Raw genomic sequence first — 13,187 nt, forward strand, 5'->3', positions numbered from 1 at the left:
CTGTGACGTTAATGTAATGGGTCAGCGCTACCATATAAGAGCCACTCAAGCGATAAAAACTACTATAAAAAGTGAAAGACAAAATAAAAACACTCTATTAGAGAAGAATACAATGATCCAATCGCTCTGTTTAAAGAAGCATTCAGAGGTGTCAACGTCAGCGACTACCTGCACGATTAATGTCGCGTGTTTGATCGGAGCGATAAATGTGACGATTATTGGAACGATTATTGGAAGCGCTGGCAAGTTTGCCGTGCTTGGCGGTAGTACAGTTACGAATACGGGCTCGACGAGGCTGTCTGGTGAACTTGGAGTGAGTCCGGGGACGGCAATAACTGGTTTCCCGCCTGGCGTTAACGTTGGAACAAGGCATGCCTCAGATGCCGTAGCCGCGCAAGCACAGGATGATGCGACGGCTGCATATGCGAATGTCGCTGCTCGTACCTGTGACGTTGATTTGACAGGTCAGGATCTTGGCAGTCGGACTCTCGTACCTGGAGTGTACTGTTTCTCCTCTTCGGCTCAATTGACTGGACATCTTATCCTCGATGGTCAGAATAAGTCTACAAGCGCTTTTTACTTCCAGATAGGAAGCACTCTTACTACAGCGAGCAATGCTAGTGTGACACTGATTAATAATGCTCAAGCATGTAATACCTTCTGGCAAGTAGGCAGTTCTGCAACAGTGGGAACAAATACCCATTTTACTGGAAGTATCCTTGCACTTGCCTCGATTACCGTTACGACAGGAGCAGTATCGAATGGAAGTCTTTATGCTCGTAATGGAGCGATCACATTAGATACGAATATCATTGCCCGATCTCCATGTACAAATGGGCTCACAACAATATCGGCTTCAGATGTCAGCTGTATAGCGGGTCTTGCATGTTCGACTGGAGGTGTAAGTCTGATTATTGCGTAAAAAATATCCCTTGCATGGACATATTCTCAGGGGGCTATTCTATGACAATTTATATGTATGTGTCGTATTTTATTTTGAATAGTTTAAATGATATATTTGCGTCTATTTGTATATCTTTTCTTATACTTAATATGGTGTTATTGTATCCGCCCCATTCCTATTTGTGCGGTTCCTTACTGCCACAATAGAGCTATCAATCTTTTTCACTGTTTTAGATATTATTTCTCTTGGGTCGAGAAAGGATTTATCTGATGCCTCAATCTGTTTCTCATGGTGCCAGGTGGCGTGGAATACGATCAGTATCATTTGTGGGCACCCTCTTTCTTTGTATGGTATTTCAAAGCTTGTTATATACAACATCTCCTGGCGTTACAACTGGGCGCAGTTATGCGGTTGGGCGTGCCGATAAAAATATCAATGCGGGCCTGTTACGTCCAGATGGGCGCTCAATACGCTCTTCTCTCTCCGCGCTGACGCCACCAGATACGACGGCGTCATGGCGCAAAACGAATATCGATGATAGTTCTATCTGGCACGTGGGCGATAGGTTGACCTATTATGGAAAGGTGTGCGATGAAAGGACCGCAGAGCCTGTGGTGATACCTAATTCAATCACTGTGAGTATCAGTGTCCCTATGGGGTGGACCAATATTACTGCAAGCGGTGCGGATTGGACGATTGCTCCAATCACCAGTACGACCAGTCCTGTGGTGATAAAAGCAGCTTACATGGGCCTCTATCCTCTTTCCACCGGCCGGTGTCTGGACTCTGGTCTGCTTGTCAGTGGCGATTTGACCGCTGATGCGGCTCCAGACTTTACGACGAGTATCACGGTGAAAACTTTAGGGGATATAGATGCAGGCAATGACACATCGTTGGATACTGTGGAGGTGGATCTACCACCCACGCCGACGCCGACTCCCAGTCCGACACCCACAGCGACGCCGACTCCTACTCCAACACCGATGCCGACAGTTATCGCCACGGTACCAGCGGTTCTTGAACCAGTGCCAACGGCAACTCCACTGGCGATTCCTACGGTGCCAGCGATTGAGCCTACTGCAACGCCGAATGTTGTCATAGGGACAGCTACACCGTTATCTATACACGCCGTTCCACCAGTACCATCGCTGACACCGGCCGCCCTGGGGACACCATCCCCGGCTGCATCTTTGGATTTCGCGATTGCTTTGACTCATTATGCCAGCCCTGGTTTTCTGGTCGGTCAGCCAGTGACGTATAAGGCGGTTGTCACAGCTCTCAGTGGTTCCCTCGACTCATCTCATCAGCTAACGGTCAATATCGTGCTTCCTCTCGGCCTGACGCGCCTGACGTATCTTCCGTCCGCATATTGGACAGTACAAGGAAATGGGAATCCATTAGTTGGCCCGGCCTATTTGACTGCGACCTACATTGGACCGTATCCCATTAATGCTGGCAGTGTGTTGTCACCGATCATCTTTAGAGGTGTCCTGGCGGCGAGCGCGTATCCAACCGTGACCGTTGATGCGGTGGTGAATGCGTTCGGAGATGATAATTTTACGAACAATCAGGCACAGGATGCTATCCTGGTAGGAATGGAAAGTTCTGCGCATGGGCACGCTGGCTCGCACCATCATCATCATTGCGATGCACACCATGATCAGAACGATGATGATTGTCAAGATACCCATTATTCTGATCAGAACCACCATCATTCTGATCATGATGATAGTGCATCGCATCATCACTCGTCTTCGTCTCAAGGAAGCCACTATCCAGGGTTGCCTCTGACCGGTGGCAATCCAAACCTTTGACTCCAATGCCGGGCAGTACTCTATCGTGCCACGATGGAGTACTGTGCTTTATCCCTGTGATGAATTTTCTTTTTGAAAGTCGAGATTTATTATGATGCGTCAAATGTCTGCTCGCAATCAGCCTAATGGCAAAAGACTTTCTTTTGTGCAGCCTTTTTCGTTTGTACGTGCACTTTTTCTGTGCGCGCTTCTTCAGGGAAGTCTCTGGACCGTTTATGCCAGTGCGGCTGGGTCCCCGCGTGAAGCTACAAGCACTCATGCCTCTGTCTTTACAGGCACAGAGAAGCTTTCACATGCAAAGGCTGCGTTGAATGGTCCCGATACTACCATTTCGTGGAAACCTGTGGGGACAAGGGGGAGTCTGTTCAGTGTGGGCGATAGGTTAACCTATTCCGCTAATGTATGCAATACCAGGGTTGCTGATCCGGTGACAAGTCCAAATTCGATTGTCACGACTATTCATATCCCCATCGGATGGCAGAATATTACCGCAACAGGCACTGATTGGACGATTGCTCCAATTTCGAATACGACCAGTCCCGTAGAGATCACTGCAAACTATGTGGGGAGTTATCCTTTGCCTACGGGTAGGTGTCTGCCGTCAGCTTTGATTATAAGTGGTGAATTAAATATGTATGCGGCTCCGGATTTCACTACGAGCGCACATGTAACCACTGATGGCGACCAGAATGCGCAGAACGATACGTCAAATTATACGGTAGAAGTGGATCTACCGCCGACACCGACACCAACACCGACGCCGACACCAACACCGACGCCGACACCAACACCGACGCCGACACCAACACCGACGCCGACACCAACATCAACACCGACACCAGTGCCTCCATCGTTTGATACGTTGGTTACTTTGACTCATCAGGGGGGCGACACCGCTACCGTTGGTCAGGTATTGACGTATAAGGCTGTCGTCTGTAATGTTGGGGCTACCGCGATTACGACACCTGATTCTATCAATGTGAAAATTATTATTCCACTGGGCCTGACGAATATCAATGTGGCTGGCTCTGGCTGGTTGAGCGAGACGAGTGCTACGAGTAGCCCTACTGCTATCATTGCGAGGTATACTGGCCCGTATCCATTGGATGTAGATGAGAGTCTTCCTCCACTCACGATTACCGGTACCCTGGCCGATGGCGTTCCTGTGTTGACCAGTACGGCTACTGTGACCACTCTGGGCGATTTGAATCCAGATAATGATATGGCAATAGATTCAGTGAATATTACGGTGCCAACTCCTGATATGGGCGTGACTCTGACAAATGCTGGTGGGCCGCGCTTCTTTAATGATCAGTCGGTTACGTATGCGCTGGTGGCGATAAATAATCCGGGGGCCGCTCCAGTGACGAAGCCTTCTTCTGTTGCTCTGACCTATACTATTCCTGTCGGGCTGCGGGATGTTTATGTGCAGGCTGGTCCAGGATGGCGCTATTCTTTGACTTCAAAACAAGGACCAACTATCTTGCAGGCGATCTATGTGGGGGCGTATCCGATTGCACCAGGAGAGGAGCTTTCGACGATCTATATAATGGGACAGTTGACAAGTGATGCTCCGCCAGCTCTGATAACTCATGCTTCGATTGCTACCGTGGGAGATAAAAATGCGGCGAATGATGCGTCCGATGATGTCATTTTTGTGATTCCACATTATCAACAATGTCATCCGCAACCCTTTGTTCGTAATGCTGCGCTGGCGGCGCATTGTTGAACTGGTGACCCGTTTGTGTAGCGTCGCAGGCTGGCGTGCCTGATCGTACGTCGAGTGGGACATCGCACGCGAGCGTGCGACGCTACTGCTCTGTCAAAACACAGAGGGACGTTGCGTGGCAAAGGAGGATGGCCCCTTGAACCAGGCGCTCAGGCTCGCCGACGTAGCGGCGCGGCTCCGCCGTGCTGTCACTTCCCGCACGAACACGTCCCATGTGCATCTGAAAGCAACGCAGACGAGACGATCCACGGTGGGAAGATCCCGCAATGGAACCCCATGGGGAGCGTGGTCGGACGAGTCACAGACAGCACGGCGGAGCCGCGCCGCTACGTCGGTGAGCCTCTCACCCCATCGCCTTCTGGAGCTGTTTTGGACACACATCACCGATACCGCATCGGCGCGATGACTTTTGACAGAGTACTACTTTAGTCTAGGATGAGACGGGAGCGCTGGAAGCGTATGAGAATTACTATCATGAGAGCGATATCAACTATGATAATGCAGGGAGAGGCAAGGAAGAGTATTTCGACACCATTTAATCCCTGGAGCTGGTTCATAAAGGGAAGGTTGGAGATCTGGGTGAGGAGAAAACCTGCAATAACTCCTAATATGATGATGCCGTAGGCAAGCGTTTGCTGCGCCTGTCGCACTGTTTTTGCATGCAGGGATATTAAGATGCCTAACATGACGGCTAAGATGGAGATCGTCAGGCTCAGGAGCACGATCGCCAGCAAGTGATCGGGTGGATAAAAAGTCCAGGGATGGGCTCCTATGTAGATGTTGGTTGCGACGAAGCTGATGAGTATGCAGGCAAGAGTCGCTCCCCACGCGAGGGTTACGACTGCAGCTCCTTTCCCGGCTACAATGCTCCAGTTTGAGAGACGACTGGCCAGAAGGGTCTCTAATGTATGTCGTTCACGCTCTCCCGCAAAAACATCGGCGATGAAGGTCGGCACGATGAGGGCCGGAAGAAATGAGATGAGCATCATAAAGATGAATGACAGTTGTAACCATTGTGCCCCTGTTTGGATGGGGAACCAGATGCCGATGATGGCAATCGATACTAAGCGCATGAGGGTTTGTCTTTTTCCCTGTGAAAAAAGTTCTTTACATTCTTTCCAATAAACAGCCCAAACATCTAACATGATAAATCCTCCATTAGTGTTATAAAAATTCTTTTAAGCTTTCATTAGTGTCATAAAAACTTCTTCCAGGCTTCCATTCTCTCTATGCACTTCTTCAACAATGCCACCTTCTTGCACGATGAGGTTCACGAATGGCGCGACTTCATTGGTACCGTCGAGCTTGAGTAACAGGCGGTTCTCTTGCTGCTCTACTGCCGCGATGCCGTGCTGCTGGCGGAGTTTTTCGATCATACGGTCGTTGAACGATGAGCCCAAAATTTCTATCTGGGTGCCGCTGAGCTTGAGGCGTAATTCATCTGGGTTACCGGCCGCTCGCAATCTTCCCTTGTGGATAACTCCTACCTGATCGCAATACTTCTCAGCATCGGCAAGGTTATGCGTATTCAGGAAGACTGTCATGCCTTCTTGTTTGACAAGATTGAGAAGCTCTTTGTTTAAGGTCGCGGCTGCCAAAGGGTCCAGGCCAGCGGTGGGCTCATCAAGAAAGACGAGCGCCGGTCGATGGAGTAAGGTACGCGCCAGTGCGAGCTTTTGCTTCATGCCACGGCTCCAGGTGCCTACGATGTTGTGGCGGCGCTCCCAAAGATCCAGATTCGTGAGCAGTTCTTTGATGCGCGCCTGGCGCTCGTTGCGTGGCATGTGATTGATGCGTCCGTAGAAGGACAGATTATCTTCAGCATTCATACGTTCGTAGAGCCCGTTGAATTCAAGTAATGCACCGCTGCGTTCACGAATGGCGCTGGCCTGTGTCCTGATATCGAAACCAAGCACATGGGCGTCTCCGGCTGTAGGCTCCAGGAGTCCTAAGAGCATGTGAATCGTCGTTGTTTTGCCCGCTCCATTTGCTCCCAGAAAACCAAACACTGTGCCTGTGGGAATGTGTAGCGAGAGATCGTCGACGGCGGCGATGTCCTTGAAGGATCGCGAGAGATGTTCAGCCGCAATGGCGTACTCAGTCATAGGTTTTTTACCTCCTGAAAAAACTTTGGTATCGAATAGATGCGTCCATGTTGTGGAGCGCAGGTATGTTTCTCATTTGTATGGTGTAACTGTACCTGAAGATATGATTGCTGCCATCCCCCATTGCTTCCATCTTGTGTCACCCCAAATGTGGCAGGAGGAAATAACCCAAAAGAGGTATATTCTTTTTGCGTATATTCATGGTATGCTTGAAAAGATTAACAAGAGGTTGAATTCAAAGCGAAGGATGGGTGCGATTATGGCAGAGGGTACGATACGTCGAGAAATAGCGCAGGATGTAGAGGGGATGCCGATGACCCAGGGATTTGCGCTGCATGGAGTTCTGTGGCAGCTCTTTCTCACGCATGCTTTCACTGCGGGCATAGCGGTGATCCTTGTAGTTATCTTTCCTCTGTTGCGCTCCAATCCGCTGCTAACTGTAGCTGGAGCGGTTGTTATGGGCGGGGCTTTTGGTCTGCTCCTGACGGCGAACCTCTCCTATCAATTGCAGCGCGTCGCAGGCGCGGTAACAGAGATTATGCATGGGCAACGTGCGACGTTCCCTACGTTTCCCTGGCCTTTGACGCGGCTTTTTACCCAGCTGGATGAGCTGGATAGGCGTGTTCAGATATACCTTCAGGGAGCGCGAGAGGCGGCTGATATCCGCCGGCACTATCTAGAGCGAGCAAGTGAATCCGCGACGCTCACCGAGCGGCAACGTATCGCCCGTGATCTGCATGACTCGATCAAGCAGCAGCTCTTTAGTATTAGTATCAGCGCGGCTACGGCGAAAGCGTATTGGCAGAAAGATATCTCGCAGGCGTATAGCGCTATCTCGGATATTCAGCGCGTGGTCAAAGAAGCTCAAGTGGAGATGCAGGCGCTGTTGCAACAATTGAGCTCGGTGCCGCTGGAGAATACGAAGCTGGCAGATGCGATACGTGTCCAGGCTGAAGCGCTTCAGCATCGTAGTGGACTCGAGATGGATCTGGCGATTGGCGATATTTCGGCCGCTGAATTGCTTCCAGAGGGGACAGAAGAGACGATCTTTCGCCTTGTGCAGGAGGCTTTTTCTAATATTGCTCGACATGCACGTGCCAGGGCGGTCTCTGTGAAGCTGCAACAGACGGAGAGTACCCTATATCTGATCATCTCGGACAATGGAAAAGGCTTCGATAGCACGATGGTCCATGCCGGAATGGGATTAACAAATATGCGCGAACGTGTGGCGGCTCTCAATGGGACGATAGAGATGCGTAGCACTCCAGATCAGGGAACCGTGCTGCGCATCATGATACCGTTCAGGCAGACGCAGGCACAGCGTGAGGATGAGAGGCGTGTGCAGCAGGAACTCTCTCGTTCTTTCTCACGCGCGACAAAGAGTTTTCAGATGGGAAGCACGGTCCAAAATCTGGCGATTCTTTTTGTTTCGGTGAGTGAAATATGGATTCAGGTACCCGTAATTGTCATTGTGGCGTGTGTTCTGATATCATTGTATGGGCTGCTGCAAGGCCACGTTGATAAGAAGCGGCTGCTCGTGCAGCGAGGTAATGAGGATCGCGATGTGCTGACATTGCGGCAGAAGGAAGAGGATTTATGGGGGAAGTTGCTTCTCACATTGTTTATTGGCGGAACTGTCTATGTGCCTCTGTATACAGGCTGGTTGCTCGGATTTGAAATAGCTGGTTTCGTCCTGTTTTTTGTACTATTAATGGTGTATGTGTGGAGAAAATATGCGACATATGATCGTGTGTATAGCTTAATGACTCCCGATGAGGCCCGGAAAATAATCGTTACTCGGCGTCCGGTGAGCATATTATTTGTGGTGATGCTGGCTGTGGTGATGACGCTGAGGCCATTTTCTTCGCATCAACAAATCTCTACGGTCCTGTTGAAAGTATTACCTTTTGCTTTTGTTTTTATTTTCGTGGGTCTGGCAATTCTATTTAATGTCATATGGCTGCGACAACGGCGGAAAGAAGCAGCAGAACGGAAAAAAGTGTCGCCGGGTTCTACTTTGCCGGGAGAGTAAGATGGCGGAAAAAATTAGTATTGTATTGGTTGATGATCATAGTATCGTGCGTCGAGGTCTCGGCAGTTTTCTGGGAGCCTTCGATGATCTGGAGGTGATTGGCGATGCTGCCAGCGGCGAGGAGATGCTGACGTTGCTGGAGCAACAAGTGCCGGATATTGTGATTATGGATTTACATATGCCTGGCGGTATGGATGGCATTGAGGCTATTCGTCATGTCTGTTTGCTGGCACCGCAGGCCAATATTGTCGTCCTGACCAGTTATGCCAATGATGCACGGGTCGTCGCAGCCCTGCGAGCAGGAGCGATTGGCTATGTGCGCAAAGAGGCCGATCCGGAAATTCTGCTGGAAGCTATCCATGCAGCCGCACGCGGACAATCTCTGCTGGACTCCGAAATTGCACGGGTGATCTTGAGCGAACTTACTCATAGCGGCAAGCAAAATTCACAGCTCACGCAGCGCGAGCTGGAGGTTCTACATCAATTGGCGCAAGGTCGCACCAATCAGGAGATTGCACAGATCCTGGTGGTGAGCGACGAAACGGTGAAAAGACACGTCGGGAATATCCTGACAAAGCTCCAATTGGCCCATCGCACGCAGGCCGTGATCTATGCGTTCAAGAGCGGCCTGATTTCTTTGGACGATGTTGATTTTCCTTCTCAACAATGAGGCGTCGATAGCTAGAATGCTACGGTTGTACCTTTACCTGTGGTGTGGGCACGTTCTAGCAGATATTGAGCTGCTGCGATATCTTCGATGGCAAGACCAAGGGATCGGAAAAGGGTGATTTCGTCGTTGGAGGTTCGTCCCGGGATGGCGCGAAGCAGGACTTCGCCTAGTTCGGCTTTGATGTGAGCTGGTTGGATGATTCCCTGTTCCAGGGCCAGAAGATATTCTCCGGCTTCGTTTTTGAGCGATTCTTTGCTATCCACGATGAGTCTGGCTTCCGCAAGGGTGGCGCTGTCAATTTCGCGATGCGTCGGGCGACTGGCTCCGATGACGTTGAGATGTGTCCCCGGTGCCAGCCAGTCACGGTGTAGCACTGGTTCGCGGGCGCTGGTCGCTGTCACGACTATATCGGCTCCGCGGATCGCCTCTTCTGCTCCTTCTGCTGCTTCTATGGGGAAGGGAAAATCCTCTTGCACTCTCTGAACAAACTGATGGGCGCTCTCTGATGTTCTCCCTGCGATCTGGACGCGTTCTAGTGAGCGGACCAGCGCGATGGCTTCAAGGTGTCGGTAAGCCTGGACGCCGGTTCCGATGATGGCTAAGGTGCGTGCGTCGTTACGCGCTAGCTGACGTGTGGCTAGCGCTGAGACTGCGGCGGTGCGAATGGCGGTAATAGCGGAGGCATTCATAAGGGCTTTGATCTCACCTGTCAGACCATCCATCAGTATCACGGCTCCCTGATGGCTGTCCAGGCCACGTTTGGGGTTCTCCGGGGTGATGCTGATGATTTTCATGCCGTAGACTGCGTTTGCTCCTGAGAGATGCGAGGGCATCCAGGCAAGTAGCCCGTTGGCTTCTGGGGGCATGTAGATTGTACGCAGCTGCTGGTGGAGGTCTCCACGCTGAAAGTCGATAAGCGCTTGCTCCATGAGTTCGATACAGTCGCTCATGGGAAGCAATTGCTCGATTTCAGTCTCTGTCAGGATGAGAATGGACATCTAGCTCTCCTTATGGGTCGATATGAATTGTATATGTGTCGTTTGAGATGATCTTTTCCCATTATACAGTATAGAACAGTTGTATGTTGAGGGGAGTTCATATGTCAATGAGGAGCTCTCCCGATGTGCCTGTATCGCGCGTGGAGGGTAGAAGGGCGCGCTAAAGGCTGTTCCATACGTTGACATGCGCCACTGCGAACGTGCCAACTGCCTTCGGTTGGGGTTCGGCCTCTGTGGTGCGAAATGGTCGCCGTTGGACGTGGGCGTGGCGTTTGCCGACTGCCGTTCCGGTCGTGCGTCGAGAGGGACATCAGGCCCAAGACCTGACGCTACACCATTGTACGTGCATCTGGGATATTTAGATGCGTGACATGATGGCCTCTTCTCGTTGCGCATCCCTTGGGTTATTTTACTATCTACAGGGGTCGGGATGGATCAACTTTTTGCAGCTCTGCAACGTGTCTGTAGTGACCAGTATATCTGTGATACGATTGTTATAATACTGGGGGTATTTTTTTTTTGATCTTCTGCCTGTTGTTTGGGAAGGACTTTCGATGATTACTCATCCCGCTTTTGATAATGATGCCTGGGGAATTCATGAGTCAGGTCTTCATCTTGATATTCTTGCTCATACTGAGTCCATTTTTTCGCTCTCGAATGGACATATTGGTCTGCGCGGCAATCTCGATGAGGGGGAGCCACATGCTATTTTGGGCTCGTACCTGAATTCGTTTTATGAGTCGGGCATCCTGCCGTATGCCGAGGGGGGATTTGGCTATCCAGAGTCAGGGCAGACGGTTGTTAATGTGACGGATGGGAAGCTGATTCGCTTGCTTGTGGATGATGAGCCGTTCGATGTACGCTATGGCACGGTGCATAGTCATAAGCGCGCACTCGATTTTCGCTCGGGCTTGCTGCGGCGCGATGTGCACTGGACATCTCCTGTGGGGACGGCGGTGAAGGTTTCCTCAACACGTATGGTCTCGTTCACACAGCGAGCGATCGCGGCGATCAGCTATGAGGTGGAGGCGGTCGATGCTGAGGTGCGTATCGTGGTGCAATCAGAATTGGTGGCGAATGAAGAGGCTTCAGCCGGCGCGAGCGATCCACGATCGGGGACGCTCAAGGTATCTCCGCTGACGTGCGAAGAGCATCAGGCGAGTGGTTCGTTCGGGATTCTGGTGCATCGGACTCAGGCCAGTAAGCTGCGGATGGGAGCAGCTATGGATCATCATATCAAGGGTCCAAAGAATACTGTGGTTGAGTCAGAAAGCTATCAGGATCTCGCACGCGTTTCTGTGACCTGCCGTTTGAAGCCAGGCGAGCGGATACGTATCGTTAAGTTTCTGGCCTATGGCTGGTCAAGTCAACGCTCGCGTTCTGCTATTCATGATCAGGTGATAGCCGCTTTGAGTGCCGCTCGCCTGACTGGCTGGGAGGGCCTGCTCAAAGAGCAGCGCGGCTATCTGGATGGTTTTTGGGAGCGGGCGGATATTGAGCTGGAAGGCGATCCAGAGATTCAACAGGCGATCCGTTTTGCACTCTTTCACGTGATCCAGGCGGGATCGCGCGGAGAGCGGCGTCCGATCCCGGCCAAGGGGCTGACAGGTCCTGGCTACGATGGACACGCATTTTGGGATACGGAGATCTTTGTGCTACCTCTGCTGTCATTGACCCATCCACAAGCCGCCGCTGACGCACTACGCTGGCGTCATTCGACGCTGGGACTGGCACGCGCACGCGCTCGGCAGTTCAATTTGCAGGGAGCGGCCTTCCCCTGGCGTACTATTAACGGGGAGGAATGTTCTGGCTACTGGCCCGCAGGCACGGCCGCCTTTCATATTAATGCTGATATTGCCTACGCTGTCGCGCACTATATCGAATGTACGGGCGATATGGCCTTTGAAAAGGAGGTCGGCCTTGAGTTACTGGCTGAGACCGCTCGTCTCTGGCACTCCCTTGGCTACTATAACGATGATGCGTTTTGTATCGATGGCGTGACTGGACCCGATGAGTATAGCGCGATTGTGGATAATAATGTCTATACAAACCTGATGGCCCAACGCAATCTGCGTGAAGCAGTTTCCTCAGCCCGGCGTCATCCAGAAAAAGCTCATGAGCTTGGTATTAAGCGCAGCGAGCTGACCGCCTGGCGCGAGGCGGCAGACAAAATGTTTATCCCTTATGATAAGAAGCGTCATGTCACATCCCAAGACGATGCGTTTACGGCCCACAAACGCTGGGACTTTGAGCATACAAGCGCTGATCAGTATCCTCTGTTCCTGCATTTTCACTACTTCGATATTTATCGCAAGCAGGTGCTGAAACAGGCCGATCTGGTGCTGGCGATGCAGCTTTGCGATGAGGCGTTTACTCAAGAGCAGAAGATTAAGAACTTTGATTACTATGAGCCTTTGACGGTACGCGATTCCTCCCTCTCCGCGCCCGCACAGGCGGCAATCGCGGCCGAGGTGGGCCAGCTCGATCTCGCCTACGATTATACGGGCGAGTCGATCTTTATGGATCTGAATGATCTGGAGCATAACGTCAAAGATGGATTGCATATCGCGTCGCTGGCTGGTTGCTGGATGGCTTTGATTGGAGGCTTCGGTGGTCTGCGCCTCCACGATGGGACGCTCTCTTTTAAACCACATGTGCCTCCGGGCGTGGAACGCTTCGCTTTTCATATCACCTTCCATGGCTGTCACCTGCGCGTCGATGTGATGGAGAAGGAAGCTACCTATCGTGTCCTGGATGGGCAAGAATGCCATTTACCGTTACAGATCGAGCATCATGGCGAAAAGATTGCACTTTCCGCCGATGAAACCGTCACGCGTAGTATCCCAACTATCAAGGCGGGACCGCGTCCCCGGCAACCACGCGGGCGTGAGCCGATCTCGCGCAAAGCACGCCGCTCGCCCTCGAAGTAGTGCTC

At 51.4% G+C, this 13,187-nt stretch carries 10 protein-coding genes; 7 read left to right on the top strand and 3 right to left on the bottom strand.

Annotated elements, in window-relative coordinates; genetic code table 11:
* Positions 1 to 148: 148 nt before the first annotated feature.
* The 4 genes from AC27N8_RS35670 to AC27N8_RS35685 all read left to right on the top strand — a co-directional run bounded on the left by AC27N8_RS35670 (position 149) and on the right by AC27N8_RS35685 (position 4,853).
* On the top strand, positions 149 to 922 hold the full coding sequence (locus AC27N8_RS35670; protein WP_487074580.1) for an ice-binding family protein: 774 nt from the start codon (positions 149 to 151) through the stop codon (positions 920 to 922).
* Between the two features lie 344 nt (positions 923 to 1,266).
* On the top strand, positions 1,267 to 2,718 hold the full coding sequence (locus AC27N8_RS35675) for a hypothetical protein (protein ID WP_487074582.1): 1,452 nt from the start codon (positions 1,267 to 1,269) through the stop codon (positions 2,716 to 2,718).
* A gap of 91 nt (positions 2,719 to 2,809) precedes the next feature.
* Positions 2,810 to 4,447, top strand: coding sequence for a hypothetical protein (locus AC27N8_RS35680; RefSeq protein ID WP_487074584.1), 1,638 nt, complete (start codon positions 2,810 to 2,812; stop codon positions 4,445 to 4,447).
* Positions 4,448 to 4,562: 115 nt separating this feature from the next.
* Complete coding sequence (locus tag AC27N8_RS35685; protein ID WP_487063544.1) at positions 4,563 to 4,853, top strand: hypothetical protein; 291 nt, start codon at positions 4,563 to 4,565, stop codon at positions 4,851 to 4,853.
* Positions 4,854 to 4,872: 19 nt separating this feature from the next.
* Here the strand turns inward: AC27N8_RS35685 and AC27N8_RS35690 are convergent, their stop codons facing one another.
* Both AC27N8_RS35690 and AC27N8_RS35695 read right to left on the bottom strand, forming a co-directional pair.
* Positions 4,873 to 5,520, bottom strand: coding sequence for an ABC transporter permease (locus AC27N8_RS35690; RefSeq protein WP_487074586.1), 648 nt, complete (start codon positions 5,518 to 5,520; stop codon positions 4,873 to 4,875).
* A gap of 105 nt (positions 5,521 to 5,625) precedes the next feature.
* Positions 5,626 to 6,552 carry an ABC transporter ATP-binding protein gene (locus AC27N8_RS35695; protein ID WP_487074588.1) on the bottom strand — a complete coding sequence of 309 codons (927 nt, stop codon included), beginning with the start codon at positions 6,550 to 6,552 and terminating at the stop codon, positions 5,626 to 5,628.
* A 259-nt stretch (positions 6,553 to 6,811) separates the two neighbouring features.
* Here AC27N8_RS35695 and AC27N8_RS35700 point away from each other — a divergent pair, with 259 nt between their 5' ends.
* A complete protein-coding gene (locus AC27N8_RS35700; RefSeq protein ID WP_487074590.1) occupies positions 6,812 to 8,584 on the top strand; it encodes a sensor histidine kinase in 1,773 nt (590 codons plus the stop codon).
* 1 nt (position 8,585) lies between these two features.
* Complete coding sequence (locus AC27N8_RS35705; RefSeq protein ID WP_487074592.1) at positions 8,586 to 9,254, top strand: response regulator; 669 nt, start codon at positions 8,586 to 8,588, stop codon at positions 9,252 to 9,254.
* A gap of 11 nt (positions 9,255 to 9,265) precedes the next feature.
* On the opposite strand, the gene AC27N8_RS35710 is transcribed toward AC27N8_RS35705, so the two are convergent.
* On the bottom strand, positions 9,266 to 10,252 hold the full coding sequence (locus AC27N8_RS35710; protein WP_487074594.1) for an ornithine cyclodeaminase family protein: 987 nt from the start codon (positions 10,250 to 10,252) through the stop codon (positions 9,266 to 9,268).
* 554 nt (positions 10,253 to 10,806) lie between these two features.
* Here AC27N8_RS35710 and AC27N8_RS35715 point away from each other — a divergent pair.
* On the top strand, positions 10,807 to 13,182 hold the full coding sequence (locus tag AC27N8_RS35715) for a glycoside hydrolase family 65 protein (protein WP_487074596.1): 2,376 nt from the start codon (positions 10,807 to 10,809) through the stop codon (positions 13,180 to 13,182).
* Positions 13,183 to 13,187: the final 5 nt, after the last annotated feature.

It is taken from the genome of Dictyobacter sp. Z7_2, from assembly GCF_057551105.1.